Origin of the sequence: Bacillus sp. EKM420B (assembly GCF_011065565.1) — a bacterium.
GTDB lineage: Bacteria > Bacillota > Bacilli > Bacillales > Bacillaceae > Bacillus > Bacillus velezensis.
Window position 1 is genome coordinate 327,320 of sequence record NZ_JAAMNX010000003.1, and the last position, 26,703, is coordinate 354,022.

Annotated in this window: 29 protein-coding genes and 1 other annotated feature; of the genes, 22 read left to right on the forward strand and 7 right to left on the reverse strand. The window is 46.4% G+C overall.

What is annotated here, in order from left to right; all coding sequences use genetic code 11:
* Positions 1–13: 13 nt before the first annotated feature.
* Positions 14–145, forward strand: a complete 132-nt coding sequence (locus G9F48_RS11665) for a YrzQ family protein (RefSeq protein WP_003152741.1) — start codon at positions 14–16, stop codon at positions 143–145.
* Between the two features lie 35 nt (positions 146–180).
* Here G9F48_RS11665 and G9F48_RS11670 read toward each other — a convergent pair whose 3' ends face one another.
* From G9F48_RS11670 to G9F48_RS11685, 4 genes are read right to left on the reverse strand one after another with little or no spacing between them, the layout of a single operon-like run.
* Positions 181–837, reverse strand: coding sequence for an amino acid ABC transporter permease (locus G9F48_RS11670; RefSeq protein ID WP_015417903.1), 657 nt, complete (start codon positions 835–837; stop codon positions 181–183).
* Between the two features lie 18 nt (positions 838–855).
* A complete protein-coding gene (locus tag G9F48_RS11675; RefSeq protein ID WP_156735597.1) occupies positions 856–1,506 on the reverse strand; it encodes an amino acid ABC transporter permease in 651 nt (216 codons plus the stop codon).
* 56 nt (positions 1,507–1,562) lie between these two features.
* Positions 1,563–2,390 carry a transporter substrate-binding domain-containing protein gene (locus G9F48_RS11680; protein WP_165409520.1) on the reverse strand — a complete coding sequence of 276 codons (828 nt, stop codon included), beginning with the start codon at positions 2,388–2,390 and terminating at the stop codon, positions 1,563–1,565.
* Positions 2,391–2,410: 20 nt separating this feature from the next.
* Entirely contained in the window at positions 2,411–3,139 is a 729-nt protein-coding gene (locus tag G9F48_RS11685) for an amino acid ABC transporter ATP-binding protein (protein ID WP_003152746.1), read from the reverse strand.
* Positions 3,140–3,357: 218 nt separating this feature from the next.
* Here G9F48_RS11685 and G9F48_RS11690 point away from each other — a divergent pair, with 218 nt between their 5' ends.
* From G9F48_RS11690 to G9F48_RS11750, 13 genes are all read left to right on the forward strand, one after another.
* Positions 3,358–4,419 (forward strand): AI-2E family transporter, encoded by a 1,062-nt coding sequence (locus G9F48_RS11690; protein WP_014305488.1) that lies wholly within the window; start codon positions 3,358–3,360, stop codon positions 4,417–4,419.
* 43 nt (positions 4,420–4,462) lie between these two features.
* Positions 4,463–4,670 (forward strand) — a binding site (T-box leader).
* A gap of 80 nt (positions 4,671–4,750) precedes the next feature.
* Complete coding sequence (gene alaS / locus G9F48_RS11695; RefSeq protein WP_165409521.1) at positions 4,751–7,387, forward strand: alanine--tRNA ligase; 2,637 nt, start codon at positions 4,751–4,753, stop codon at positions 7,385–7,387.
* A gap of 84 nt (positions 7,388–7,471) precedes the next feature.
* Complete coding sequence (locus G9F48_RS11700; protein WP_012118070.1) at positions 7,472–7,738, forward strand: IreB family regulatory phosphoprotein; 267 nt, start codon at positions 7,472–7,474, stop codon at positions 7,736–7,738.
* A gap of 8 nt (positions 7,739–7,746) precedes the next feature.
* Complete coding sequence (ruvX, locus tag G9F48_RS11705) at positions 7,747–8,163, forward strand: Holliday junction resolvase RuvX (RefSeq protein ID WP_003152750.1); 417 nt, start codon at positions 7,747–7,749, stop codon at positions 8,161–8,163.
* Between the two features lie 12 nt (positions 8,164–8,175).
* Complete coding sequence (locus G9F48_RS11710) at positions 8,176–8,457, forward strand: DUF1292 domain-containing protein (RefSeq protein ID WP_003152751.1); 282 nt, start codon at positions 8,176–8,178, stop codon at positions 8,455–8,457.
* A 110-nt stretch (positions 8,458–8,567) separates the two neighbouring features.
* Complete coding sequence (gene mltG, locus G9F48_RS11715) at positions 8,568–9,659, forward strand: endolytic transglycosylase MltG (RefSeq protein WP_156735595.1); 1,092 nt, start codon at positions 8,568–8,570, stop codon at positions 9,657–9,659.
* Between the two features lie 151 nt (positions 9,660–9,810).
* Positions 9,811–10,464 carry an O-methyltransferase gene (locus G9F48_RS11720; RefSeq protein WP_003152755.1) on the forward strand — a complete coding sequence of 218 codons (654 nt, stop codon included), beginning with the start codon at positions 9,811–9,813 and terminating at the stop codon, positions 10,462–10,464.
* Between the two features lie 6 nt (positions 10,465–10,470).
* Complete coding sequence (locus G9F48_RS11725) at positions 10,471–11,400, forward strand: peptidase U32 family protein (RefSeq protein ID WP_121984407.1); 930 nt, start codon at positions 10,471–10,473, stop codon at positions 11,398–11,400.
* Between the two features lie 17 nt (positions 11,401–11,417).
* Entirely contained in the window at positions 11,418–12,686 is a 1,269-nt protein-coding gene (locus G9F48_RS11730) for a peptidase U32 family protein (RefSeq protein ID WP_003152759.1), read from the forward strand.
* Positions 12,687–12,692: 6 nt separating this feature from the next.
* A complete protein-coding gene (udk, locus tag G9F48_RS11735; RefSeq protein ID WP_003152763.1) occupies positions 12,693–13,328 on the forward strand; it encodes a uridine kinase in 636 nt (211 codons plus the stop codon).
* 253 nt (positions 13,329–13,581) lie between these two features.
* A complete protein-coding gene (gene greA / locus G9F48_RS11740) occupies positions 13,582–14,055 on the forward strand; it encodes a transcription elongation factor GreA (RefSeq protein WP_003152766.1) in 474 nt (157 codons plus the stop codon).
* 52 nt (positions 14,056–14,107) lie between these two features.
* The gene (locus G9F48_RS11745; protein ID WP_165409522.1) at positions 14,108–15,862 is read left to right on the forward strand and encodes a peptidoglycan D,D-transpeptidase FtsI family protein; all 1,755 of its coding nucleotides are present in this window, start codon (positions 14,108–14,110) and stop codon (positions 15,860–15,862) included.
* 63 nt (positions 15,863–15,925) lie between these two features.
* Positions 15,926–16,642 (forward strand): YrrS family protein, encoded by a 717-nt coding sequence (locus G9F48_RS11750; RefSeq protein ID WP_014305483.1) that lies wholly within the window; start codon positions 15,926–15,928, stop codon positions 16,640–16,642.
* 39 nt (positions 16,643–16,681) lie between these two features.
* Here G9F48_RS11750 and G9F48_RS11755 read toward each other — a convergent pair whose 3' ends face one another.
* Complete coding sequence (locus tag G9F48_RS11755) at positions 16,682–16,885, reverse strand: YrzA family protein (RefSeq protein WP_003152771.1); 204 nt, start codon at positions 16,883–16,885, stop codon at positions 16,682–16,684.
* A 183-nt stretch (positions 16,886–17,068) separates the two neighbouring features.
* Between G9F48_RS11755 and G9F48_RS11760 the strand changes: the two genes are divergently transcribed.
* The 5 genes from G9F48_RS11760 (at position 17,069) to G9F48_RS11780 (ending at position 20,855) form a co-directional block, all read left to right on the forward strand.
* Positions 17,069–17,710, forward strand: a complete 642-nt coding sequence (locus G9F48_RS11760; RefSeq protein ID WP_003152772.1) for a class I SAM-dependent methyltransferase — start codon at positions 17,069–17,071, stop codon at positions 17,708–17,710.
* A gap of 20 nt (positions 17,711–17,730) precedes the next feature.
* A complete protein-coding gene (gene mtnN, locus G9F48_RS11765) occupies positions 17,731–18,426 on the forward strand; it encodes a 5'-methylthioadenosine/S-adenosylhomocysteine nucleosidase (RefSeq protein ID WP_165409523.1) in 696 nt (231 codons plus the stop codon).
* Between the two features lie 47 nt (positions 18,427–18,473).
* Positions 18,474–19,397, forward strand: a complete 924-nt coding sequence (locus G9F48_RS11770) for an O-acetylserine dependent cystathionine beta-synthase (protein ID WP_003152775.1) — start codon at positions 18,474–18,476, stop codon at positions 19,395–19,397.
* 1 nt (position 19,398) lies between these two features.
* A complete protein-coding gene (locus G9F48_RS11775; protein ID WP_165409524.1) occupies positions 19,399–20,541 on the forward strand; it encodes a bifunctional cystathionine gamma-lyase/homocysteine desulfhydrase in 1,143 nt (380 codons plus the stop codon).
* 83 nt (positions 20,542–20,624) lie between these two features.
* On the forward strand, positions 20,625–20,855 hold the full coding sequence (locus G9F48_RS11780; RefSeq protein WP_165409525.1) for a YrhC family protein: 231 nt from the start codon (positions 20,625–20,627) through the stop codon (positions 20,853–20,855).
* Between the two features lie 39 nt (positions 20,856–20,894).
* On the opposite strand, the gene G9F48_RS11785 is transcribed toward G9F48_RS11780, so the two are convergent.
* Together G9F48_RS11785 and fdhF are read right to left on the reverse strand one after the other, a co-directional pair.
* Positions 20,895–21,386 (reverse strand): DUF1641 domain-containing protein, encoded by a 492-nt coding sequence (locus G9F48_RS11785; protein WP_165409526.1) that lies wholly within the window; start codon positions 21,384–21,386, stop codon positions 20,895–20,897.
* A gap of 17 nt (positions 21,387–21,403) precedes the next feature.
* Complete coding sequence (fdhF, locus tag G9F48_RS11790; RefSeq protein WP_094247929.1) at positions 21,404–24,346, reverse strand: formate dehydrogenase subunit alpha; 2,943 nt, start codon at positions 24,344–24,346, stop codon at positions 21,404–21,406.
* A gap of 306 nt (positions 24,347–24,652) precedes the next feature.
* Here fdhF and G9F48_RS11795 point away from each other — a divergent pair, with 306 nt between their 5' ends.
* The 3 genes from G9F48_RS11795 to G9F48_RS11805 all read left to right on the forward strand — a co-directional run bounded on the left by G9F48_RS11795 (position 24,653) and on the right by G9F48_RS11805 (position 26,616).
* Entirely contained in the window at positions 24,653–25,021 is a 369-nt protein-coding gene (locus G9F48_RS11795; protein WP_003152783.1) for a DUF2294 domain-containing protein, read from the forward strand.
* Positions 25,022–25,285: 264 nt separating this feature from the next.
* Positions 25,286–26,086, forward strand: coding sequence for a formate/nitrite transporter family protein (locus G9F48_RS11800; RefSeq protein ID WP_165409527.1), 801 nt, complete (start codon positions 25,286–25,288; stop codon positions 26,084–26,086).
* Positions 26,087–26,475: 389 nt separating this feature from the next.
* The gene (locus G9F48_RS11805) at positions 26,476–26,616 is read left to right on the forward strand and encodes a YrzI family small protein (protein WP_003152787.1); all 141 of its coding nucleotides are present in this window, start codon (positions 26,476–26,478) and stop codon (positions 26,614–26,616) included.
* The last annotated feature ends 87 nt before the right edge of the window (positions 26,617–26,703 follow it).

Genomic DNA, 26,703 nt, shown 5'->3' on the forward strand with positions numbered 1-26,703 from the left:
GGAGATACGCGCGATGGGCAGAACAATGACCTCTCTGTTGGCTTTAGGAGCTGGAGCCGTTATGTATCGTATGGCTTCTCAGTCCGATATGCTGAATAAAAAAGGTATGAAACGGATGAGAAGACGAGTCATGAAAATGTTTTAAGCAGAAAAAAGGATACTTCTCCGGAAGTATCCTTTTTACGTTTGTCTCGCTTCCAGCCGTCTGGCTGCGAGAGACAGGCTGTAATTGACCGCGAAATACATCAGGGCCGCCAGCAGAAAGATCGGGAAAAAATACCCCCCGTCAGCGCTTTGTCCGTTTAAAATCTGCGCGTTATGAATCAGTTCGGGCAGAGCGATGACGACCGCAAGTGACGTATCCTTTAATAAGGAGATAAACTGGCTCACAATCGGAGGAACCATACGCCTGAGCGCCTGCGGCATGACGACGAGAAAAAGAGTCTGCGTGTACGTCAGTCCTGAAGAACGCGCCGCTTCAATCTGTCCTTTGTCAACGGATTGCAAACCGCTTCTGATGATTTCTGACAGCATGGCCGATTCAAAAATCGTCAGCGCCGTGATGGCGGCCGCGGTAATTTCCAGTTTGATCCCGATTTCCGGAAGGGCAAAAAACGTAAAGAAAATGATTAATAACAGCGGCAGGTTGCGGATGGTTTCCACAATGGCCGCTATAATGCCCGAGACGATAGGAATTTTCGCATAGCGCAAAGTGCCGGCGGCAAGCCCGAAAATAAAACTCAGGACAATGGAGATCAGCGCAACATAAAGTGTGACCAAAAAGCCGTCCCATAAAAACAGCAGATGGTCAGGTGTATAGGCGCCGCTAAAATCCATGTTTTTCACTCTCCTTCTCTAATAACTCTTTCCGAGACGTCTTTCCAAATAGTGAACCCCGATGCTGAGCGGGATCGTTAATATCAAATAAAAAAGCGCGACGAAAATATAGACATCAAACACGACAAGAGTGCTCGAGGACACGAGATCCGCCTGATACATCAAATCGAGTCCCGCCACCACTCCGAGTATTGATGAGTTTTTGACAAGGTTGAGAAATTGGTTTCCGAGCGGGGGAATGACGATTTTTACGGCCTGAGGAAGAATGATATATCTCATCGCCTGACTGTAGGTGAAGCCTGACGATCTGGCCGCTTCCATCTGCCCTTTGGGGACAGTCTGAATTCCGGCTCTGATGGCTTCTGCGATAAAGGCGGACGTGTAAATCGTAAGCGCAATCGTTCCCGCCTGAAAGCCGTCCAGTCTCAGTCCGGCGTTCGGAAGTCCGAAATAAAAAACGAATGTGATGAGGAGAAGCGGGATGTTCCGGATAAATTCCACATACGCAGTGCCGATCCATTGAAGGGGTATGAAAGCCGTGATTCTCATGACTGCGATCAGAACGCCCAGCGCAAAACTGCCTGCCAGCGCGATGAAGCTCGCAAGCAATGTGTGCAGGAAACCGTCCATATACATATCAAAGTTTTCCGTTAAAATTGAAAAGTTCATCTATGTCACTCCTTATAAAACGGGGATGAGCATGGCTGCTCATCCCGCGGTCCTTTCTATTTTGCCGGTTCTTCTTTAATCCATTTTTTATAGATTTTTTCGTACCTGCCGTCGGCTTTCATTTTTTTCAAAGAGGCGTTGATTTCCTTGATGAGTCCGGATTGGCCTTTTTTGACGGCGATTCCGTAAGGTTCATCGGTGAAGGTTTCGCCCGTCAGCTGATATTGTTTATTTTCATCCGCCATGCCGTATAAAATCGCATTATCGGTTGTGAGCGCATCTCCCTGTCCCGCTTTAAGCGCAGTGAACGCTTCGGCGTAATTTTCAAATTCCAGCACTGAGGCGTCAGGCGCTTTTTCTCTGATGTTCTGTGAGGAAGTGGAGCCTTTTACCGCCAATACTTTTGAGCCTTTTCCCAGGTCTTCGGTGCTTTTGATGCTGCTTCCTTTTTTGACGAGCAGGGATTGCCCGGCTTCAAAATAAACATCTGAGAAATCAACTTCTTTTTTCCGCTCATCCGTTATCGTCATCGTGGCGGTGATGGCGTCGATATCGCCGTTTTGCAGCATCGGAATCCTTGTTTTTGACGTCACTTCTTTAAATTCCGCTTTCTTCTCATCCCCCAGAATATCTTTTGCGAGCTGTTTTGAGATATCAATATCGAAGCCTTCAATATCACCGGAGCTTGGGTTTTTCAGCCCGAATAACCTCGTATCGGTTTTGACGCCGAAGATGATTTTGTCTCTGTCTTTAATAGAGGCTAACGTGTCTTTTCCCGTTCCTTTTGAATCCCCGGACGTTTCTTTCCCTCCGCAGGCTGCCAGCATAAAGACGGCCAGCAGTGATATCAATCCGAATGACAACCATTTTGTTGCGCGTGACATAAGCGCTCCTCCGTTTCTTTTCAGTGATTTAAAATACGGCTTAAGAATAAACGCGCCCTCTCTTCACGGGGGCTTTCGTAAAATTCAGCCGGTGCAGCTTCTTCTAAGATGGATCCGCCGTCGATAAACACGATGCGGTCCGCCACTTCTTTTGCGAATCCCATTTCATGTGTGACGACTGCCATGGTCATGCCTTCCTTTGCGAGTGTTTTCATGACATCCAGCACCTCCCCGATCATTTCCGGATCAAGCGCGGATGTGGGTTCATCAAACAGCATAATTTCGGGCTTCATCGCAAGCCCCCTGGCGATGGCGACACGCTGCTGCTGGCCGCCGGAAAGCTGTGAAGGATAAGCGTCCGCTTTGTCCGGTATACCGACTTTTTTCAAATAGTATAAAGCCGTTTCCTTTGCTTCTTCTTTTGATTGCTTGAGCACTTTGATCGGTGCGAGCATGATATTTTGCAGAACGGTTTTGTGCGGGTACAGATGAAAATGCTGAAACACCATGCCGATATTCCGGCGGACCTGATTGATATCCGTTTTCTTGTCACGGATGGAGACGCCGTTTACCGTTAAGGCGCCTCCATCAACTGTTTCCAGCTGATTAATGCAGCGGAGAAGCGTGCTTTTTCCCGATCCTGAAGGTCCGATGATAACGACGACTTCCCCTTTTTTAATGTGCAGATTAATGTTTTTCAGCACGTGGAAATGTCCGTAGTGCTTATTTACATCCTGAAATGAAATCATGGCCATCCTCCTTAAAAAACATGAGTCATATTGACTGGACAGTTTTGAAATCCTTTAACACATTACGATGGTTATACAGACTTTTATGAATATTAGTTAGACTATTTCGTAATTTCTGATAATTATTTCCGTCAAGAGGTCTGCGTCATAAGGCGGAGTTTATGAAACGGGAATAATTCCGGCTTTCTGTCAAAAGATAAAGCAAGAGGTGAAACGTCATGCTTCAAAAACCGCTGCAGCTCTTAATGTGGACGGCTGTATGTCTGCTCGTTTTGTTAACAGTGTATGTCTTTTGCATGCTCGATATGTTATGGTCTCCCATTTGGCTTGTTATAAAATCTCTCTTTATTCCTATATTCATCGCAGTATTTATTGCTTATCTTTTACTTCCGATTACTGAATGGCTTCATAGAAAAGGGATGCCTAGAACTTTAAGCCTGCTTCTGATTTATTGCCTGTTTTTCGGCGGAATCGGCTGGGGGGTTTATAAAGGGGTTCCTGTTTTAATTGAACAGCTGCAGGATCTGTCTGAGAGCATTCCCGGTCTGGCCGAAAACTACAACAGCATGCTGAGGCATCTGCATAATCACACAGATCATTGGCCTGACGGCATGCACCATCGGATGGACAAAATGATTCAGCAGACAGAAACGTTTCTTGCCGGCACGATTGAAAGCACGATCAGAAGCATCCGTTTCGTGCTTGATTATATCCTGATCGCGGCGACGATTCCTTTTCTCGTGTTCTATATGGTGAAGGATATAGACGTTATGAAAAAGACGGTCTGGTATTTGACGCCGAAATCCTGGAGAAAAAGGGGGAGTGAATTTCTGCGGGATGTGGACGACTCTCTCGGTGATTACATCCGCGGTCAGCTTCTCGTTTGTTTTTTGCTCGGGTTCATAGCCGGCGTTTCATTTTGGCTGTTCGGGCTTCCTTACCCGCTGATTTTGGGCCTTGCCATCGGGATTACGAATGTCATCCCGTATTTCGGTCCGTTTATCGGCGCTGTGCCGGCGCTGCTCCTTTCGCTGGCGATTTCCTCCAAGGCTGTGATCATCGTAATCGTCACGATTTTTATTCTTCAATTTATAGAAGGAAACATTTTGAGCCCGCTCATTGTCGGACGAAGTCTCAGGATGCACCCCGTCGTGATCATGCTTGCGCTTCTTGCCGGAGGGGAGCTCGCGGGCATTCCCGGCATGATTCTCGCTGTTCCGGCGGCAGCCGTTTTAAAAGTGACGGCCATTCACTTTTTGCGGATCAGGACGGAACATTGACATTCGGGTTCTGCTTGTCTATAATTTCGAGTAGAATACATACGAATCTCGAGTGACGGATATGAGTACGCCGAAGCCCTGTTTAAGAGAGAAGCTCCGATACGCTGAAAGGAGCTTCAGCAGAAGATCGGCCGAAGCTAATCCTGAGTGCAGTTAAAGGCTGCCGCAATCCTGCGTTACGGGATGAAAGGTGACAGGCCTTTTTCGGCCTGTAATCAGGGTGGTACCGCGAGACAGCTCTCGTCCCTGTGTGAACGCATGGTTTGCATAGGGAGAGAGCTTTTTTGCTGTCGCAAAAGAGAATTTCGGGTAGTGATAAGGAGGAATATAGATGAAACACTTAACTTCTGCTGAAGTGCGTCAAATGTTTTTAGATTTCTTTAAAGAAAAAGGCCATGCCGTTGAACCGAGCGCCTCATTGGTTCCGCATGAAGATCCGTCTTTATTATGGATCAACAGCGGCGTTGCGACGCTGAAAAAATACTTTGACGGCCGCGTTGTGCCGGAGAATCCGAGAATTGTAAACGCGCAAAAATCAATCCGCACAAATGATATTGAAAATGTGGGGAAAACGGCGCGCCACCACACGTTCTTTGAGATGCTCGGAAACTTTTCCATCGGTGATTATTTTAAAGAAGAAGCCATCACGTGGGCATGGGAGTTTTTAACGAGCGAAAAGTGGATCGGCTTTGATCCGGAGCTGCTGTCTGTAACGGTTCACCCTGAGGATGAAGAAGCTTATACGCTATGGGCGGAAAAAATCGGCGTTCCGGAAGAAAGAATCATCCGTCTGGAAGGGAACTTCTGGGATATCGGCGAAGGCCCGAGCGGACCGAACACAGAAATTTTCTATGACCGCGGCGAGAAATACGGCAATGATCCGTCAGATTCTGAATTGTATCCGGGCGGCGAAAATGACCGCTATCTTGAAGTGTGGAACCTGGTATTCTCAGAGTTCAACCACAACCCGGACGGCACGTACACACCGCTTCCGAAGAAAAACATTGATACGGGCATGGGGCTTGAACGGATGGTCTCCGTGATTCAGGACGTCCCGACAAACTTTGACACTGATTTGTTTATGCCGATTATTGAAGCAACAGAGCGTATTTCCGGAGATACTTACGGAAAGGATGCAGTGAAGGATACGGCCTTTAAAGTGATCGCCGATCATATCAGAACGGTCGCATTTGCGGTAAGCGACGGAGCTCTGCCGTCAAATGAAGGGCGCGGGTATGTACTGAGACGCCTCTTGCGCCGGGCGGTGCGATACGCGAAAACCATCGGTATCAGCCGTCCGTTTATGTACGAGCTGGTTCCGACTGTTGCAGGAATTATGGACGCTTTCTATCCGGAGGTGAAAGAAAAGCAAGAGTTTATCGCCAAAGTCATCAAAACGGAGGAAGAGCGCTTTCATGAAACATTAAACGAAGGTCTGGCCATTTTATCCGACGTGATAAAGAAAGAGAAGGAAAAAGGCAGCGGCATCATCTCCGGAAAAGACGTATTCAAACTGTACGATACGTACGGATTCCCGGTTGAATTGACGGAGGAATACGCGGAAGATGAGCAAATGAAGGTTGACCATAAAGGCTTTGAAGCCGAAATGGAAAAACAGCGTGAACGGGCGAGAAATGCGCGCCAAGATGTAGGAAGCATGCAGGTGCAGGGCGGCGCATTGCGCGACATTACCGCAGAAAGCACATTTGTCGGCTACAGTGCCGTAAAAGCTGAAGCGAAGGTGATCGAGCTTCTTCATGACGGGCAATTAATCAGCGAGGCGCATGAAGGGGATACCGTCCAAATTCTTCTTGACAAAACGCCTTTCTATGCTGAAAGCGGCGGACAGATCGGTGACAGAGGAGTGCTGAGAAGCGCGCAGGCTGTCGTAACCATTAAGGACGTGAAAAAAGCTCCGAACGGTCAGCATGTACACGAAGGCACGGTGGATAGCGGCACGATTCAAAAAGGCGCAAGCGTGACGGCTGAAGTTGAAGATCAAATGAGAAGCGGCGTGGTGAAAAACCATACAGCAACCCACCTTCTGCACCAGGCGCTGAAAGACGTTCTCGGCACACATGTCAACCAAGCGGGTTCACTCGTTACCGAAAATCGTCTGCGTTTTGACTTCTCTCATTTCGGTCAAGTGACAAAAGAAGAACTTGAACGCATTGAAGGAATCGTCAACGAAAAAATCTGGGAGAGCATTCCGGTAGCGATTGATTTGAAACCGATCAATGAAGCGAAAGAAATGGGCGCAATGGCCTTATTCGGCGAGAAATACGGCGATATCGTCCGCGTCGTACAAGTCGGAGATTACAGCCTTGAGCTTTGCGGCGGATGCCATGTCACGAATACGGCTGAAATCGGTCTGTTTAAAATCGTATCCGAATCAGGGATCGGCGCAGGTACGCGAAGAATCGAAGCCGTAACAGGAAAAGGCGCTTATCAGGAAATGAACAGCCAGCTCAGCCTTCTGCAGCACGCTGCGGACGAGCTGAAATCAAACGTAAAAGACGTACCGAAGCGAATTCAGTCTCTTCAAGCAGAGCTGAAGGAAGCGCAAAGAGAAAATGAATCATTGCTCAGCAAACTCGGCAATGTGGAAGCCGGAGCCATTCTGTCTAAAGTAAAAGACATCGGCGGCGTAAAAGTGCTGGCTGAAAAAGTAAATGCGAAAGACATGAACCACCTTCGCACTATGGTGGATGATCTGAAAGCGAAGCTCGGTTCTGCGGTCATCATTCTCGGCGCCGTGCAAAACGAGAAAGTCAACCTTTCAGCAGGCGTGACAAAAGACCTGATCGAAAAAGGCCTTCACGCCGGCAAAATGGTCAAACAAGCGGCTGAAGTCTGCGGAGGCGGAGGCGGAGGCCGTCCGGACATGGCGCAGGCCGGCGGAAAGCAGCCTGAAAAATTGGAAGAGGCGCTCGCATCTGCGGAAGATTGGATAAAATCCGTTTTATAATCCTTTCAACTAGTGTAGAATGATGATAAGATGAGGACCTCAGGCTGAACTTTGCCTGCGAATTTGGGAAAGAGGTGCAAAACGGTGAGCTCGTTTGATAAAACGATGAAATTTAATTTCTCCGATGATTCTGCTGAAACAAACGTCGAAGAAGTGCTGAATACGGTATATGATGCGCTTCAGGAAAAGGGGTACAATCCTATCAACCAGATTGTCGGATACTTGCTGTCTGGAGATCCTGCATACATTCCTAGGCATCGCGACGCCCGGAACTTAATTCGCAAACTGGAACGTGACGAATTAATTGAGGAATTGGTAAAATCCTATCTAGAACAGCATAAAGAGGCGTAAATACATTCATGAGAATATTGGGACTTGATCTTGGAACGAAAACACTCGGCGTAGCTTTAAGCGATGAAATGGGCTGGACCGCTCAGGGCATTGAGACGATAAAAATAAACGAGGCTGAAGGAGATTACGGTCTGGACCGTTTATCCGAGCTGATGAAAGACTATAATGTAGAGAAGATCGTGCTCGGTTTTCCGAAAAACATGAACGGGACGATCGGTCCGAGAGGCGAAGCCAGCCAAACATTTGCGAAACTGCTTGAAACAGCGTACAATGTCCCTGTTGTGCTGTGGGACGAGCGTCTGACGACGATGGCGGCTGAAAAAATGCTGATCGCGGCTGACGTCAGCAGGCAAAAACGAAAAAAAGTCATTGATAAAATGGCGGCTGTCATGATCCTTCAAGGATATCTGGACAGTTTAAACTAAGAGGTGAAAGAAATGGAACACGGCGAAAAACACATTACAATTGTCGATGATCAAGGCAACGAACAGCTTTGCGAAGTGCTGTTCACATTTGAAAACGACACATTCAACAAATCTTACGTACTTTATTATCCGATTGATGCTCAAGACGATGATGAAATCGAAATTCACGCTTCAAGCTTCGAACCGAACGAAAACGGTGAAGACGGCGAACTGATGCCGATTGAAACCGATGAAGAGTGGGAAATGATCGAAGAAACGCTGAACACGTTTTTAGCGGAAGAAGACGAAGAATAAAATGAACAGAAAAAGCCGGAGCGCATATGCGCTTCGGCTTTTTTTTGTAATAAATTGCCGAATGCACATGAATCATGTAGTATAAGAGCTGTTGGGAGGAAAATACTTGTATGAATATCAATCAGACTAAAAATTCATTTCCGCGTAAAAACAAAAAAACAACGATAATACTGTCCTCCGTGATCGCTCTGCTTATCATCATTTGCGGTGCTTTTTTCTATGGAAAATCTCTGCTGTCTCCGGTTGACAAAGGCAGCAAAACGGCAGTCAATATTAATGTTCCGAGCGGTTCTTCCGTTTCGGCAATCGCTGAAATTCTTGAGGATCAGCATGTCATCAAAAGCAAAAAAGCATTTCAGCTGTATGTGAAGTATAAAGGCGCTTCCGGGTTTCAGGCGGGATTTTACCACCTGAATAAAGGAATGGATGCGGATGCGATTATCAAAAAACTGACCGCGGGATCAACGGGATATGCCTTTCAGATCTCCGTTCCTGAAGGAAAACAGCTTACACAGATTGCGGATGCGATCGCAAAAGAAACATCATATTCAAAAGAAGAGATTATGGCGAAACTGGATGACAAAACATTCATCGGCAAACTGAAAAAACAGTTTCCTGATACAATAACGGACGCACTTTCAAACAAGAAGCTCAAGCATCCGCTCGAAGGCTATCTGTATCCGGCCACATATCCGTTTAATGATCCGGATGCATCGCTTGACACGATTTTGACGGCAATGGTTCAGGAAACAAACACCCGTATCGAAACGTATAAATCTGAACTGGAAAAAAAGAAACTTTCCGTCCATAACGCGCTGACGATGGCATCGCTTATTGAAGAAGAAGCCACCGCCAAAGCCGACCGTCACAAAATTGCCAGCGTTTTTTACAACAGGCTTGCAGAAAAAATGCCGCTGCAGACTGACCCGACGGTATTATATGCGGCCGGCAGGCATAAAAGCCGGGTCTACTACAAAGACCTGAAAATTGATTCTCCGTTTAATACGTATAAACATAAGGGGCTGCCGCCGGGACCGATTGCAAATGCCGGCGATTCATCATGGGAAGCGGCTCTCCGCCCTGACAAAACGGATTATCTCTATTTCCTTGCAAAATCAAACGGCGAGGTCGTTTTCACCAAAACATTAAAAGACCATAATAAAGCGAAGGAAAAGTATATTTCCAAAAAAGACAGCGAATAAAAGGAGGGCAAAAGCTCTCCTTTTATTCCATTCTGAAAGGTTTTATGATAAAATATATCGGGTTGTTTACTTATGGATAAAGAAGTGTCTTAAGAGAGTGTCCCCGCGGATTCGTCAGGGGCACTCCTTTTTAGAACGGAGGCTGTTTGCCGTGAATGATCGGTATGAACAAATAAACGAGTATATAAACGCGATGCTGAAGCCTCGGCCTGATAAAGTGAAAAAGCTTGAAGCCTATGCAAAAGAGCACCATGTTCCGATTATGGAAGAAGCGGGCATTGAAGTGCTGCTTCAAATGCTGTCGATTCAACAGGCGAAAAACATTTTGGAAATCGGCGCGGCAATCGGATATTCCGCCATACGGATGGCGCTTGAGCTTCCGGATGCGAATATTTACACGATTGAACGGGACGACAAACGCTATGAAGAAGCTGTGAACAATATAAAAGACTTTGAAATGGAAAAACGGATTCACGTAATGCACGGGGATGCGCTGGAACTTTCTGAGTCTGTCCGTGTCACGGCTCCTTATGATGCCATTTTTATCGACGCGGCCAAAGGCCAGTACACGAACTTTTTTGAGCTCTATGAACCGATGCTTGCGCCGGATGGAGTCATTTTTACGGACAATGTTCTGTTTAAAGGACTGGTGGCACAAAATCACTCGGACATTGAGCCGAAAAGAAGACGGAAGCTTGTTGAAAAAATTGATCAATATAACCAATGGCTGATGAACCGGCCTGACTATCAAACGGTCATACTGCCGGTCGGAGACGGCATCGCCATCAGTAAAAAGAAGAGGTGAAGGATCATGAGAAAACCTGAACTTTTGGTGACTCCGACTTCTGTACAGGATATTCTTCCGCTCATTCAAGCGGGCGCAACGGCCCTGTTAGTCGGAGAACAGAGATACGGCCTGAGACTGGCCGGTGAATTTTCAAGAGAAGATATAAAAGAAGCCGTAAAGACAGCTCATCAGGAAGGCGCGAAAGTGTATGCCGCCGTCAATGCTATTTTTCACAACGAAAAAGTGGACGAGCTGAACGGCTATCTTGCCTTTTTGCAGGAGGCCGGCGTTGATGCGGCTGTTTTCGGTGATCCGGCCGTTTTAATGGCGGCGCGTGAAGCGGCTCCCGATCTCAAACTGCACTGGAGCACGGAAACAACGGGTACCAACTACTATTCCTGTAATTACTGGGGACGCAAAGGCGCACGGCGGGCAGTGCTGGCTAAAGAATTAAATATGGACAGCATCATTGACATAAAAGAAAACGCCGAAGTGGAAATTGAAATTCAAATCCACGGCATGACGTGCATGTTCCAATCGAAGCGTTCACTAGTGGGCCATTACTTCGAATACCAGGGAAAAGTCATGGACATCGAACAGAAGAAAAAAGAAGCGGGAATGTTTCTGCATGACAAGGAACGGGGCAATAAATACCCGATTTTTGAAGATGAAAACGGCACGCATATCATGAGCCCGAACGATGTGTGCATGATTGATGAATTAGAGGACCTGATGGACGCCGGCATCGATTCTTTCAAAATCGACGGAGTTTTGAAGTCTCCTGAATACTTAACTGAAGTGACCCGCATGTACAGAGAAGCAATCGATCTGTGCTTCGAAAGCCGAGAGACATACGAAGAGAAAAAAGAGAGCTGGATAGAGCGGATTGAAAGCATTCAGCCTGTGAACAGAAGCATCGACACAGGATTCTTCTTTAAAGAAACGGTCTATTAAAAAGGAGGGTGCAACGGATGACAGCCGTAAATCAAACCATTTCCAAAGTCGTAAACGGAAAACGCGTCATTACGAAAAAACCTGAACTCCTTGCTCCGGCAGGAAACCTTGAAAAATTAAAAATTGCCGTTCATTACGGAGCGGACGCGGTTTTTATCGGAGGACAGGAATACGGACTCCGCTCAAATGCGGATAACTTCTCAATAGAAGAAATCGCAGAGGGCGTAGAATTTGCCAAAAAATACGGGGCAAAAATATATGTGACAACAAACATTTTCGCCCATAATGAAAATATGGACGGTCTGGAAGAATACTTAAAAGCGTTGGGAGACGCAAAAGTTGCCGGAATTATCGTCGCTGATCCGCTGATTATTGAAACATGCCGGAGAGTGGCCCCGGACGTAGAAATTCACCTCAGCACACAGCAGTCCCTTTCAAACTGGAAAGCGGTGCAGTTCTGGAAAGAAGAAGGGCTTGACCGCGTGGTGCTTGCCCGTGAAACGAGCGGACTGGAAATTAAAGAAATGAAGGAAAAGGTGGATATTGAAATCGAAACCTTTATCCACGGCGCCATGTGTATCGCTTATTCAGGACGATGCGTGCTGAGCAATCACATGACAGCCCGGGATTCCAACCGCGGCGGCTGCTGTCAGTCCTGCCGCTGGGATTATGACCTGTATCAGACAGACGGTGCAAACGCGGTCGCGCTTTATGACGAAGAAGACGCTCCGTTTGCGATGAGCCCGAAAGATTTAAAATTGATTGAATCCATTCCGCAAATGATCGAGATGGGTATCGACAGCCTGAAAATTGAAGGCCGGATGAAATCGATTCATTACGTTGCGACGGTTGTCAGCGTGTATCGTAAAGTCATCGACGCATACTGCGCTGATCCTGAAAACTTTGTCATTCAAAAAGAATGGCTGGATGAGCTGGACAAATGTGCAAACCGGGATACCGCGCCTGCTTTCTTTGAAGGCACGCCCGGGTATGAAGAGCAGATGTTCGGCGAACACGGAAAGAAAACAACATTTGATTTTGCCGGTCTCGTGCTCGCGTATAACGAGGAAACTCAAATGGTGACGCTCCAGCAGCGCAATTTCTTTAAACAAGGTGACGAAGTGGAATTTTTCGGTCCTGAAATCGACAATTTCACATTCACAATCGGCACTATTTGGGACGAAGACGGAAACGAGCTTGATGCTGCCCGCCATCCCCTGCAAATCGTTACATTTAAAGTAGACAAAAAGATTTATCCGAGCAACATGATGAGAAAGGGGAAGTAATCACCAATGGGTAAGAGTCCTGTAGTTATAGGCATCGCAGGAGGTTCCGGATCAGGAAAAACAAGCGTCACCCGTTCCATATATGAACAGTTTAAAGGACACTCGATTTTAATGATCCAGCAAGACCTTTATTATAAAGACCAAAGCCATCTTCCGTTTGAAGAAAGGCTGAACACAAACTATGATCACCCGCTCGCATTTGATAATGACTATTTAATCGAGCATATTCAAGAGCTTTTGAATTACCGGCCGATAGAAAAGCCGATTTATGATTATAAACTGCATACGCGTTCTGAGGAAACCATTCCGGTTGAGCCGAAGGATGTCATTATTCTGGAAGGCATTCTCGTTCTCGAAGATAAAAGACTTCGCGACCTCATGGATATGAAACTTTATGTCGACACGGACGCGGATCTCCGTATCATCAGACGGATTATGAGAGATATTAACGAAAGAGGCCGTTCAATCGATTCTGTCATTGAGCAGTATGTGTCCGTCGTCAGACCGATGCACAATCAGTTTGTTGAACCGACGAAACGCTACGCGGACATCATTATTCCGGAAGGCGGACAAAACCACGTCGCAATTGATCTGATGGTCACGAAGATTCAAACGATCCTTGAACAAAATGCAATTTTGTAATACCATAGCATAGACATAAATAACTCAGACCATATTATGTATAGGCTGGAAGGGAATGAGACAGTTCCCTTCTTTCCCTGTTTATAAACCGAAACATTTGCAGAAAACACACATTCAGTTTAAGATAAACAGTACCTATATGGGAGAGAAGAACGAGGACTGCCCTGTGTTCTCATTCTTGATTTTTTCGTTTATGCTCTCATACATAATCACACGTTATTGTTGAGGGACAACCACCAAGGAGTGAAGGAACATGGCACAAGAAAAAGTTTTTCCGATGACTCACGAAGGAAAACAAAAACTTGAACAAGAATTAGAGCAATTGAAAACGGTTAAACGTAAAGAAGTAGTAGAACGCATTAAAATCGCAAGAAGCTTCGGAGATCTGTCAGAGAACTCTGAGTATGATTCCGCAAAAGAAGAACAGGCATTTGTGGAAGGGCGCATCACGACGCTTGAAAACATGATCCGCAATGCGAAAATCATCGAGGATGACGGCGGTTCAAATGTAGTCGGTTTGGGAAAAACCGTATCATTCATCGAATTGCCGGACGGTGAAGAAGAATCTTACACGATTGTCGGAAGCGCTGAAGCTGATCCGTTTGAAGGAAAAATCTCAAACGACTCGCCAATCGCAAAAAGCCTGCTCGGCAGAAAAGTGGACGAAGAAGTGACAGTTCAGACGCCGGGCGGAGAAATGCTCGTGAAAATTGTGAAAATTTCATAAGATCCGTTTAACAATGAAACACCTCGTCCAAAATGTGGATGAGGTGTTTTTTATGATCGTATCAAAAAGGCTGAAAACGGCCGTGATTTGTTTTCTGCTCGTGTTTTTCTTTCTGCTTGCAAGGCTGGCTGAAATTCAGCTTTTTTTTACAGAATCTTTTTCAAAATCCAATATTAATCTGATTCAGGAAAGCGTCAAGCAGCGGACGGAAGAAGTCCTTATTTCAGACGGACGCGGCTCTTTTCTTGATCGGAACGGCAAAGAGCTGACCGGAAAAAAGCAGCCTGCCGTCATACTGTTTCCCTTTCTCGTGACGCAGGATTGGCCGGTTGAACGGGTATCAGACATTCTCGGAATGAAACAGGGGGAGCTCAGGCAGCTGCTCACGGAAGCAAAAAAACCGGTGATCCTGAACAGCAGAAAAATAAAACATTTGACGAAACAATCCGTGGCAAATATCAATTCTTTGAAATATCCCGGCATTTACGGCGTATATATGAAAGACAGCAAAGAAACAAACATAGCCGCTCATCTGTTGGGCGCGACAAACCAGGACCCTGAGCTTTTGAAAAAGAAATACCCCGGGAGGAAGGAACTGCCGATCACGGCAAAAATCGGGACAAGCGGGATGGAGCGGACGTTTGATGAGTTTTTACTGGCGGATCAGGATACAAAACTTTTGTATCATGTCGACGGAAGGGGAAACCCTTTATTCGGAATGGACGTCAAATATACGGCTGAAGCAAACGCGTTTTATCCGCTGCAAGTCAAAACCTCCATCGACCGCAATATTCAAGAAGCAATGGAAGATGTATTGAAAGACCGCGGGTTAAAAAAGGGGGGAGCCGTCCTTTTAGACATTGAAAAAAGCAGTGTGCTCGGAATGGTATCAAAGCCTGACGCCGACATGTCAAAGCAGCAGACACTGCAAAATTACATGCTGACGCCGATTTATCCGGGATCAGTGTTTAAAACGGTGATCGCCGCAGCCGCAATAGAACAAAACGAAGTGAAGCCGGGCACATCCTTTAACTGCAATCTCAACCTGTACGGAGAGCCGGGGGATGACAAAGGCACGCTCAGTTTTGGAGAAAGCTTTGCCCAAAGCTGCAATTATACGTTTACAAGTCTTGCGGAAAAATTGATCAAAAAAGATGATTCCGTTATTGAAAACATGGCGGAAAAACTAGGTCTCACACAGCGGGCGGGCTGGGAAGGCAAGCTGTACCGGGAAGACGGATTCAGGCAGCTGTATAATGAAAAAAGCGGGGTCATTTGGGGAGATGACAAAGACAAAACCGTAAAAAAAGCCGTCGCACAGACGGCGATCGGGCAAAAAAACGTGAAAGTCACGCCTCTTGAAGTCGCCAATATGATGGCGGCGATCGCGCGCGGCGGTGAAAAAAAACAAGTCAAAATCGCGGACAAAATTGAATACAAAAACAAAACGACGATGGCGTCATTCAAAGATCAGCCGTTAAAAGGGGAAAACATCGACAAATATACGGCGCAGCAGCTTCAACAAATTCTCAGAGAAGTCGTCACCTCACCGAAAGGAACCGGCCGAAGGTTTCAGGATCTGCCGTATGAGATAGCAGGCAAATCGGGAACGGCCCAGACGGGAATGTTCACAAAAGAAAAACAGACGCTTTACCACAAATGGTTTGCGGGATACTTTCCCGCGGACAAGCCGAAATACGCTCTCGTGGTGCTGCACATGGACACGCCGGGGGATAAGGCTCTGACAAATACAGTGTTTTATGATATTGTTAAAAAGGTACATGAAAATGAAACAAATCAGACATAGAACAACCGCTCAGCCCATGTTAAAATATATGCTGAGCAAGAGGGATAAAGGAGTGCAGAATGATTGAGCAATAAACAATCTCGTTTTGAAAACCGTGATAAGCGCAGAAAAGCAAATATGGTGCTTAACATTTTAATTGCTATCGTATCTATTCTCATTGTCGTCGTTGCAGTCAGCCTCTTCATCAACAGTCCGTCGAGCGACGTGAGCGAAAAAGCGGACACGAGCCAGAAGCAGGAAACACCTGCATCAGGCAAGACGAAGCAGACATCGGATGAAGACATAAAAGACAGCAAAAAAGATACGGCATCAGACGATGACAAAAAAGATAAACAGGATAAGGACACATCTGATTCATCTTCAGACTCTGACAGCAAAAAAGACGATGATTCATCGAAAAGTGATGACAGCAGCAAAAAAGACTCTGATTCAAGCGATCCTTTTAAAGGAGCAAAAATAACAGAGGGCGGCTCATCAAGCGATGTCGAGAAAACAATTGTTAACCCAAAATGGAAAGCGGTCGGCACAAAGCAGACGGGAGAACATGCGGCGACGTATGACTCAAGCTCTGAAGACTGGTCCGAAATGCTTGACGCCATCTCTTACGCAACAGGCGTGTCAAAAGATCACATGACAGTGCTGTGGCTCGGAAACAATGGAAGCCCGCAAGATGCGAAGGGTAAAGTTTTAGACAAAACGAACGGCAAAAAGTATCAGGTCACCATCACTTGGAAAGACAAAAAAGGCTGGAAGCCGACAAAAGTAGAAACGTTAAAATAACCGCAAAAAAGCAGCTGATTATTCAGCTGCTTTTTTCTGTCATACGTCAGCTGAAAAATGCACCGACGCGCTGTAAAGGATTCTGCCGTCAACGGCCGTCACCTGATGGGATACAGAACGGACGCGAAGCATAATCGCCTGGTTGTTTTCAATCTGAACGTTTATTTTCTTTTCAAGCTCCTGCAAAGATGCCGCTTCGAAAAATTCTACTTTATCTTTGATTAAATCCAATTGAAAATTCATCAGTACAGATCCTCCTGATTTTTCTTCTGAGTCAATGAAAGTATAAGCCTTTCTGCCGTAATTGCGCAATAATCCCAAAGTATTTTAGTACCCTTCCATTCTTTTTTGTGATAGGATAGGAACTGTTCCACGATTAATCCATACTATACTCATAGGAATTATAAATTATGGAGAGTGAAAAATATGGGCCGTGAATTTATTCCATTATTTGAAGATTGGGCAGCGACTTATGATGCCACAGTGCACGGGGCAGACAAACAATATGCTGATGTTTTTAAAGGGTATGACAATATTCTTGACAGCATCGTCGCACTTTCAGGTTCAAACGTTTTAGAGTTCGGACCGGGCACAGGGAATTTAACGGCGAAATTAGCCGCCGCGAACAAAAAGGTGTTTGGTGTAGAACCGTCTCCGTCAATGAGAAAACTGGCGGCTGACAAGCTTTCTGACAAAGCTGTGTTCAGTGACGGAGATTTTCTGGAGTTTCCCGCTCCGCCTTTTCAAATAGATACCATCGTCAGCTCGTACGCCTTTCATCATTTAACAGATGAAGAAAAGCAAGCGGCTGTAAAGCAATATGGCACAATCCTTCAGAAGCATGATAAAATAGTGTTTGCCGATACCGTCTTTAAAGATCATGAAGCTTATGATGAAACAATTAAAAAAGCAATCCGAAACGGCTATCATCAATTAGCGGACGATTTAAAGACGGAACATTATCCGACACTCGGGACAATGAAAAACATCTTTTCAGAAGAGGGATTTGCCGCGCGGTTTACGCAGCAAAATGACTTTGTCTGGATAATGGAGGCGATTAAACGGTAAATCGAAGGGATTGTGTATAAATGAAACTGGCAGTCATCGGAGCAATGGAAGAGGAAGTTACGATTTTAAGAAGCAAACTGAAAGACGCAAAACAAGAGATGATCGCTCACTGTGAGTTTACGACGGGCAGCTATGAAGGCGTCGAAGTTATCTTGCTGAAATCGGGGATCGGAAAAGTCAACGCCGCGATCAGCACGACGCTTCTGCTTGACCGTTTCAAACCTGATTATGTGATTAACACAGGCTCAGCGGGCGGTTTTCATCATACATTGAATGTAGGCGACGTCGTCATCTCAACAGATGTCCGCCATCATGACGTGGATGTGACGGCGTTTGACTATGAATACGGACAGGTGCCGGGTCTTCCGGCAGCATACAAAGCTGATGAAAAGCTGATCAGTATTACTGAGGAAGCGGTTTCTGAACTGAACGGCATTCAAGTCGCCAAAGGCACAATCGCTACGGGAGATTCTTTTATGAATGATCCGAAGCGGGTTGAAGACGTACGCGCCAAATTTGCGGATTTGTACGCGGTTGAAATGGAAGCTGCGGCTGTCGCACAGGTGTGCCACCAGTTCAAAACGCCTTTTGTTGTCATCAGAGCTTTATCTGATATTGCCGGAAAAGAATCTGACGTTTCATTTAATAAATTTTTAGAACAGGCTGCCGTTCATTCAACTGAGCTTGTCCTGAATGTCATCAAACGAATTCACTAAGCGGGGGATTCTCGTTCTCCTCCGCTTTTCCAGGAGGAGGACACATATTGAACGTGATAACAGATATTACAGAACTGATCGGAAATACACCGCTGCTCCGTCTCAAGCATTTTGATATACCGGAGGGAACAGCGGTTTATGCTAAACTTGAGATGATGAATCCGGGCGGAAGCATTAAAGACAGGCTGGGCGGGATGCTCATTGAAGATGCGCTTCGCACGGGAAAGGTGAAACCGGGCGGCGTTATCATCGAAGCGACTGCCGGAAACACCGGGATCGGACTCGCTCTGTGCGCCAGAAAGCATCAGCTTCGCGCCGTTTTTTGCGTCCCGGAGCATTTCAGCAGAGAAAAGCAGCAAATTATGAAAGCTCTCGGAGCGGACATCGTGCATACGCCGAGAGAAGAAGGCATGCAGGGAGCCATTCGAAAAGCGCTTGAACTGGAGAGGGAGATTAATAATTCTTATGCCGTTCTGCAATTTAAAAACCGAGTAAATCCATTGACTTACTATAAAACGATTGGACCCGAAATATGGAACGCGCTCGGCGGGGATATCCACACCTTTGTCGCAGGAGCGGGTTCCGGCGGCACCTTTGCCGGTACGGCAGCTTATTTAAAAGAGAAAAATCCTGCCGTCAAAACGGTGATCGTTGAACCGGAAGGCTCGATCCTGAACGGAGGAGAGCCGCATGCCCATAAAACGGAAGGCATCGGCATGGAGTTTATCCCGGAATATATGGACGAGAACCATTTTGACGCCATTTACACAGTGGAAGACGATACGGCGTTTTCGCTTGTCAGAGAAGCGGCCGAGAAAGAAGGCCTCTTAATCGGAAGCTCTTCAGGGGCGGCTCTTTATGCAGCGCTTGAAGAAGCGAAAAAAGCGCCCGCCGGATCAAATATCGTCACTATTTTCCCTGACGGCAGCGATCGATATATAAGCAAAAACATTTTTCAAGGAGGTCAGTAAGATGAAGAAAAAAACGCTGATGGTGCACGGAGGAATTACGGGAGATGAAAAGACAGGAGCGGTTTCCGTACCGATTTATCAAGTAAGCACGTACCGGCAGCCGAAAGCGGGCGAGCACACGGGTTATGAATATTCAAGAACGGCCAATCCGACGCGGACGGCGCTTGAAAGCTTAATTGCGGAGCTTGAAGGCGGCGCGGCGGGATATGCGTTCGGCTCAGGCATGGCTGCGATTACTGCCGTCATGATGCTGTTTGACAGCGGCGATCATGTTATTTTGACGGATGATGTATACGGCGGCACTTACCGGGTGATGACAGGTGTGCTGAACCGCTTCGGTATTGAAGCGGACTTTGTTGATACGAGCAGTGAAGAAAAAGTCAAAAAGGCCATTCGCCCGAATACGAAAGCCATTTATATCGAAACACCGACAAACCCGCTATTGAAAGTGACTGACCTCAAACTGATGTCTGACATCGCAAAAGAAGCGGGCGTATTGCTTATCGTCGATAATACGTTTTACACTCCGTATTTCCAGCAGCCGCTCAGCTTCGGCGCGGACATCGTGCTTCACAGCGCGACAAAATATCTCGGCGGCCACAGCGATGTCGTCGGCGGCTTAGTCGTGACGGCTGATAAAGAGCTCGGTGAAAAGCTTCATTACGTGCAAAACTCAACGGGCGGCGTTTTAGGACCGCAGGATTCATGGCTTTTAATGAGAGGCATTAAAACACTGGGACTCAGAATGGATGCCATCAATCACAGCGCCGGGAAAATCGCCGAGCTGCTTGAAGCGCATGATGCCGTTCAGACGCTCTACTATCCGGGATCAGCGAAACATCCGGGCCATGAGCTGACAAAAGCGCAAAGCTCCGGTTTCGGCGGAATGATTTCCTTTGATATCGGCAGCAGTGAACGCATCGACGCGTTTTTAGAAAAATTGAACCTGTTTACAATCGCGGAAAGCTTAGGAGCGGTTGAAAGCTTAATCTCCGTGCCGTCCAGAATGACGCACGCTTCGATCCCGCGCGACCGCCGTCTTGCGCTTGGCATTACCGACGGGCTCGTACGGATCTCAGTCGGTATTGAGGATACTGAGGATTTAACGGCGGATGTGAAACAGGCGCTTGATTCCCTTTTATAAAGAATGGATAGATTTACATTCTCTGTCGGCTGTCAGCTTGTATTATAATGTTGGTAGACTATAAAACTGGCAGGTGACCTTATATGGAGAAGAAAAGACTGAAATCATTAATAGAAGATTTTAAGCATTACGCATTTATTCTGCTTGCAGTCAGCACCTTCATTTATATCGGCGCGGTTCTTCCCGGACAAGGGCTGACTGCGGGCCAGAAAATGCTGATGTTTGTAACGGATTGTGCATTTTTAGCGGTCGCTTATTTCTGCGTTGACCGTTCACTTATTTATAAAAAGAGGCTGGAAGAGGCCGATGAATAAAAAAAAGCCATTGTCTTTTGACAATGGCTTTTTCATTTCTTATTCAGACGGGGTTTCGCGTAATTCTTTTCCCATTCCTTTTAAAAACTGCAGACCGAAGCCGAGCGCGCGGTTAATATCGGGATCACCGGCGGCTTTCATCAGTTCAAACATACTGACTTTCCTGTCCTCTTTTAAAAATCTTTGCGCCTGATCCGTCCCGGCCATGGCGCTTTCTAAAAGTCTGCCCATAAATTCGGGATCAGCTTTTGACAGCGCGCCTCCCGCGGCCATCATCGTATTCAGAAGATTGGTGACAGGTTCCCGGGAAATCTGTCCGAGTGCGATTTTGGCAATCTCCTCTTTTGCCTGGAGCATATAGCCGGCGGCATCAAAAATGCCCAAGCCATTCAGCTCTGCCATAATAGACATCGTTTTCGCGACGGCTTCTTCATTTTCTGCGAGAAGCGTCTTCAGTTCTTCCAGTTTTTCAGCTTTCAGCTGTTCCTCTGTTTTCGTTTCTTTTTGAATTTCAGTAATTGGGCTTGCCATAATGTTTCCTCCTTTCCTTAATCAGTTAGGTGCACATAGCCCGGACGGTTCCATTTTCGCTGAGCTTCCACACCGTTTTGCGGATGACGTTTTTTGTTCCGCGGATTCGTTTTCGGAAGCGGCGGTGTATCACAGGAACCGAGCACTTCCATGCGGACTTTTGTCTGTTTATAGGCAGGTGTATGTGTCCGTGAATCATACGCAGGCCCGGTCAGGAAATTAATCGCAGAATCTTTATCTGTAGAGTTCATCGGCAGATAAAGCTCATTTGCGCGGACACGGTCTGTCACAAGCGCATTCAATTTAACCGCCCCAAAAGGAGAGACGAGCCGGATCATTGTTCCGTCGCAAATTCCGCGTTCAGCCGCGAGCTCCGGCGATACTTCAACAAATACATCCGGCACTTTAGACTGAATGCCCTTCGATTTGTTTGTCATGTTTCCTTCGTGGAAATGTTCAAGCATCCGTCCGTTGTTAATATGCAGGTCATATTCTTCAGGGAATACGGCAGGCTCCACCCAATCGCTCAGCGCAAAACGGGCTTTTTTGTCCGGGAAGTTAAAGCCGTCTTCATAAAGAAGCGGAGTGCTTTCTCCCGTAAAGCTTCCCCACAGGAAGCTGTTCCAGCCGCTAAGAACGTCGTAGCTTGCTTTTCCGAACAGCGGAGAAAGGCTTGCCATTTCTGAGAAAATGTCGCTTGGATGCGTGTAATTCCAATCAGCGCCTAAACGATTGGCGACTTCCTGAATAATCCACCAGTCGGGTTTGGCATCGCCTAGTGTCGGAAGCGCCTGATACAATCTTTGCACACGACGCTCTGTGTTTGTAAATGTTCCGTCTTTTTCAAGAGATGGAACTGCAGGCAGGATGACATCCGCGTATTGCGCCGTTCTTGAAAGGAAAATATCCTGCACAACAAAGAAATCAAGGCTGGATAAAATGTCATGAACATGGTTGGCGTTTGAATCGACGAGCGCCATATCTTCACCGACGAGATACATGGCTTTCATGTTTCCTTCTTCAATCGCATGGAGCATTTCAATATTATCAAGACCCGGCTTGCCGTCAATTTCAACACCGTAAGCTTTTTCGAATTTAGCGCGTGCCGCATCATCGGTAATATGCTGATACCCCGGAAGCCAGCCTGGAAGAGTTCCCATATCGCAAGCGCCTTGAACGTTGTTATGTCCCCGCAGCGGATAGGCTCCGGCGCCCGGACGGCGGTAGTTTCCTGTGGCAAGCAGCAGATTGGAAATCGCCGCTGATGTATCAGAGCCGCCTGTATTCTGGGTAACGCCCATGCCCCAAAGAACACAAGTGCCGTCTGCATCACGAATCATTTCGGCAATGCGGATGATCGTATCCTGAGAAAGTCCCGTGATGCGCTCCGCATATTCTAATGTATACTTTTTCAGCGTTTCTTTATAATCTTCAAAGTAGTTGACATTCTCATCAATAAACGCTTGATCGTGCCAGCCTTGGTCAATCATATATTTTGTCACTGCCATGAGCCAGACTTGGTCAGTCCCTTGTTTCGGGCTGATAAAGAGGTCGGACCGTTCAGCCATTTCATTTCTGCGCAGATCGGCAACAATTAATTTTTGTCCGTGCAGCTTATGGGCGCGTTTCACGCGTGTGGCCAGAACCGGATGTCCTTCTGCCGGATTGGCGCCGACGATGAGCACGAGGCCCGCTTTTGCGATATCTTTAATTGTGCCGGCGTCACCGCCCATACCGACTGTGCGGAATAAGCCGTCCGTTGCCGGTGACTGGCAGTAGCGTGAACAGTTATCCACGTTGTTGGTTTCAAATACTTGACGCGCTAATTTTTGAATAACGTAGTTGTCTTCATTCGTAATTTTAGAAGAAGAAATAAAACCGACAGAACCATTTCCGTGTTCGGCCTTGATCGAACCGAGTCTTGAAGCGACAAGATCAAGAGCTTCTTCCCATGACGATTCAACAAATGCGCCGTTTTTCCGGATAAGCGGTTTTGTAATCCGTTCTTCCGAATTCACGAAGTCCCAGCCGAATTTCCCTTTCACACAAGTGGAAATCGCGTTAACCGGAGCATCGGAAACAGGCTGAATTTTAAGGATGTCACGGCCTTTTGTCCATACTTCAAAAGAGCATCCGACGCCGCAGAACGTGCAGACCGTTTTTGTTTTTTTCGTCCGTTTATCGCGCATAGCCGCTTCCACTTCTGACACGGCGAAGATGCTTGTATAGTCGGGTTCAACATTTTTCACTAAATCAATCATCGGTTCCATGACATCTTCTTTTATTCCTGTCATAAATCCGGCTTGGCCGAGCATTGATTTTTCCATCAGTGCGTTACAAGGGCAGACAGTGACACACTGGCCGCAGCTGACGCAGGATGATTCATTAATGGCGACGCCTTCATCCCAAATGACCCGCGGGCGGTCGCGCTCCCAATCAATTGAAAGGGTCTCATTCACCTGAAGGTTTTGACACACTTCCACACATTGGCCGCAGGCGATGCATTGGTTCGGATCATAGCGGTAAAACGGGTGAGACATATCAACCGCGCACTTTGAATCATCTTTCGGCGTATACGGATATTTCTGATGCTCAATTCCCATCATTTCCGCTGTATTATGCAGTGTGCAGTTGCCGTTGTTGTTATCGCATACCGTACAGTAAAGCAGGTGATTCTCGAGCAGGCGGTCCATGGCCTCTGTCTGAGCCTCTTTTACCCTTCCCGACGTAAGCGAGATGGACATCCCGTTTTCTGCAGCCGTGGAACAAGAGCGCTGCAATTTCCCGTTTACTTCAACAATACAGGTGTCACATGTTTGAATCGGATCTACTTCCGGTACATGGCATATTTGCGGAATCTCAATGCCGTTTTGGTTTAAAATATCTAAAATTTTTGACCCCTCTGGTGCTTCATACTCCGTGCCGTCAATTTTGACACGGATAGACTGAACGTCTGTCACTTCCAATTCCCCTCCATCTTTTAAACTCGAAAAAAAGCCATGCACATAGATACCGGCCTCCTGTCCGGAGAACGGTATAAATACGCATGGCGGAATAGTTCACTAGCAAGTCTTACTAACAGACCAATCCTATTTGTATAAAACGATAGACTCGTAACACGTTTCCTATTACAAATCCATCTTCACTGCTTTTATTATAAGGTGATATTTATTATAATACAATACGAAAGGAAAACTTTAACCAGGTGAAATGTCAAAAAGGGGAACCGGGAATGTCTTTCATAGGCTGAAATCGGAGGGGACAATATGTCTAAAAAAATTCATGAATTTAACGATATTATCCGGAAATTGCGCAAAGAATTATTTGGAAAGGGGCCGGAACGAATTCACACCGTTTTTGTGGATAACATGGCGGTATCAACGCTTTACGGCAATCTAAGCGCAAGTGAGCAGTTTATCGCACGCACGCCTGAAGGAAGAGAAATGGTTCATGCGGCGCGGACCAGCTTAATTCAGGAACTGTATTCAAAACAAACGCCTGACGGAATGGAAGAGCTCATCGGAGCAAAGCTCGTGCATCTGTTTTCAGACATCAAGATCGAAGAGAATATTGCGGTGTCTGTATTTGTCTTTGACCGAACCATTGAAGAGCGCCGTGAAGAAATCAAAAGCTGAAAAAAATTCAATTGACACGAAATTGTCACATTTGATATGATATGAACTGCCAGCAGTGGCTTAAGGACGATTTTTTTATGGAATGTGTGCATGATCTGTACATTTTCTATAGCTAATATTTTCATTCTGCTTGATATTGTTGTATGGGTATGCATACAAGTTAGGCAGCATTCAAACCCGTTTTAGACGGGCTGTTTGAATGCTGCCTTTTTTGTTAGGCGTCTTTGGAAACTGCGGGCTGAAATGATAAATGGAGGGGTTATTATGGCTTTTCGTAAACCGGACGAAATAGCGGAGCTTGCGGTCGAATCAGGGGTAAAAAAGGTGCATTCACCGCTTTCAGCACTGATTGTATTAGGATTTTTGGGAGGAGCGTTTATCGCACTCGGTTATTTGCTTGATATCCGTGTCATCGGCGACCTTCCGAAAGAATGGGGAAGCCTGTCGAGTTTAATCGGGGCGTCCGTGTTTCCCATCGGATTGGTGCTCGTCGTTCTTGCCGGCGCGGAGCTGATTACGGGTAATATGATGTCGATATCTATGGCGCTTTTTTCCAGAAGAATATCCGCCGGTGCATTAGTGAAAAATTGGGTGATCGTGACGTTGATGAATCTTGTCGGCGCACTGTTTGTCGCTTACTTTTTCGGACATGTTGTCGGATTAACCGAAACAGGACCTTACTTGGAAAAAACGATTGCGGTCGCACAAGGCAAATTGGATATGCCGTTTGGAAAAGTTATTGTTTCGGCGATCGGCTGTAACTGGCTTGTCTGTTTGGCCGTCTGGCTTTCTTTCGGCGCAGAAGACGGAGCCGGAAAAATCGCGGGTATATGGTTTCCGATTATGGCGTTTGTCGCGATTGGTTTTCAGCACGTTGTAGCCAATATGTTTATCATCCCGGCTGCGATTTTTGCAGGCTCTTTTTCGTGGGGTGATCTGATTGGCAATCTCATTCCGGCCTTTATCGGGAATGTAATCGGCGGGGCAGTGTTTGTCGGCCTTATTTATTTTATTGCATATTCAAAAAAAGATCAGAAAAAGCAAGGGATGAAAAGAGTTTCCTGAGGTAAGAAAGATGCCGGAAAACAAGGACAATTGAAGCGGAATGCCAGCACATTTTCCGTCCAAATCTTGAAAAAAATGTTTACAAAATGGAAGCTGATGGATATACTTACAAAGTAAGAAAAAAGCAAAGGGAGGTTGAATCACATGACGACGTTAAACGGCAATCAAAATTTACAATTGAACCGATTCAGCCTGTGGAAGAGTTCGTGTCCTTCCTTAACCTCTGCCCGTCAAGCACGTTAATTTCGGAGTATCAGGACATTCGCAGCTCCCCGCAGGGAAAGAAGCTCCGTCTTCTTTTGTCTGCGGATTTAGTCTGCCCGCAGCGCATATGAAGTTTGCTGCGGGTTATTTTCGCTTGTGCGGATATTGAAAGGGGGTGAGCGATAATGACCATTAATCTTTTCTTTTTAACACTGACCATTTCAAAGCGTTTTAAAAGTGCGGAAGAGTATGAACGAGAACAGCAGGTCGAAGAGTTTTATAATGAAGCGAAAGAACGACAGCTGAAACACTTTTATATGAACTGAACGGACACGAAGGGCTAAAACGGAGGAGAAGGAGGAGATCATCATGTTCAGAATTGAACTGCTGAATCATTACACAATGGAGAAGGA

Coding starts and splice junctions, on each gene's coding strand:
- G9F48_RS11665 (WP_003152741.1), top strand. CDS start 14: ATGGGCAGAACAATGACCTCTCTGTTGGCTTTAGGAGCTGGAGCCGTT.
- G9F48_RS11670 (WP_015417903.1), bottom strand. CDS start 837: ATGGATTTTAGCGGCGCCTATACACCTGACCATCTGCTGTTTTTATGG.
- G9F48_RS11675 (WP_156735597.1), bottom strand. CDS start 1,506: ATGAACTTTTCAATTTTAACGGAAAACTTTGATATGTATATGGACGGT.
- G9F48_RS11680 (WP_165409520.1), bottom strand. CDS start 2,390: ATGTCACGCGCAACAAAATGGTTGTCATTCGGATTGATATCACTGCTG.
- G9F48_RS11685 (WP_003152746.1), bottom strand. CDS start 3,139: ATGATTTCATTTCAGGATGTAAATAAGCACTACGGACATTTCCACGTG.
- G9F48_RS11690 (WP_014305488.1), top strand. CDS start 3,358: ATGCTTCAAAAACCGCTGCAGCTCTTAATGTGGACGGCTGTATGTCTG.
- alaS (WP_165409521.1), top strand. CDS start 4,751: ATGAAACACTTAACTTCTGCTGAAGTGCGTCAAATGTTTTTAGATTTC.
- ruvX (WP_003152750.1), top strand. CDS start 7,747: ATGAGAATATTGGGACTTGATCTTGGAACGAAAACACTCGGCGTAGCT.
- G9F48_RS11710 (WP_003152751.1), top strand. CDS start 8,176: ATGGAACACGGCGAAAAACACATTACAATTGTCGATGATCAAGGCAAC.
- mltG (WP_156735595.1), top strand. CDS start 8,568: ATGAATATCAATCAGACTAAAAATTCATTTCCGCGTAAAAACAAAAAA.
- G9F48_RS11725 (WP_121984407.1), top strand. CDS start 10,471: ATGAGAAAACCTGAACTTTTGGTGACTCCGACTTCTGTACAGGATATT.
- G9F48_RS11730 (WP_003152759.1), top strand. CDS start 11,418: ATGACAGCCGTAAATCAAACCATTTCCAAAGTCGTAAACGGAAAACGC.
- udk (WP_003152763.1), top strand. CDS start 12,693: ATGGGTAAGAGTCCTGTAGTTATAGGCATCGCAGGAGGTTCCGGATCA.
- greA (WP_003152766.1), top strand. CDS start 13,582: ATGGCACAAGAAAAAGTTTTTCCGATGACTCACGAAGGAAAACAAAAA.
- G9F48_RS11745 (WP_165409522.1), top strand. CDS start 14,108: ATGATCGTATCAAAAAGGCTGAAAACGGCCGTGATTTGTTTTCTGCTC.
- G9F48_RS11755 (WP_003152771.1), bottom strand. CDS start 16,885: ATGAATTTTCAATTGGATTTAATCAAAGATAAAGTAGAATTTTTCGAA.
- G9F48_RS11760 (WP_003152772.1), top strand. CDS start 17,069: ATGGGCCGTGAATTTATTCCATTATTTGAAGATTGGGCAGCGACTTAT.
- mtnN (WP_165409523.1), top strand. CDS start 17,731: ATGAAACTGGCAGTCATCGGAGCAATGGAAGAGGAAGTTACGATTTTA.
- G9F48_RS11775 (WP_165409524.1), top strand. CDS start 19,399: ATGAAGAAAAAAACGCTGATGGTGCACGGAGGAATTACGGGAGATGAA.
- G9F48_RS11780 (WP_165409525.1), top strand. CDS start 20,625: ATGGAGAAGAAAAGACTGAAATCATTAATAGAAGATTTTAAGCATTAC.
- G9F48_RS11785 (WP_165409526.1), bottom strand. CDS start 21,386: ATGGCAAGCCCAATTACTGAAATTCAAAAAGAAACGAAAACAGAGGAA.
- G9F48_RS11795 (WP_003152783.1), top strand. CDS start 24,653: ATGTCTAAAAAAATTCATGAATTTAACGATATTATCCGGAAATTGCGC.
- G9F48_RS11800 (WP_165409527.1), top strand. CDS start 25,286: ATGGCTTTTCGTAAACCGGACGAAATAGCGGAGCTTGCGGTCGAATCA.
- G9F48_RS11805 (WP_003152787.1), top strand. CDS start 26,476: ATGACCATTAATCTTTTCTTTTTAACACTGACCATTTCAAAGCGTTTT.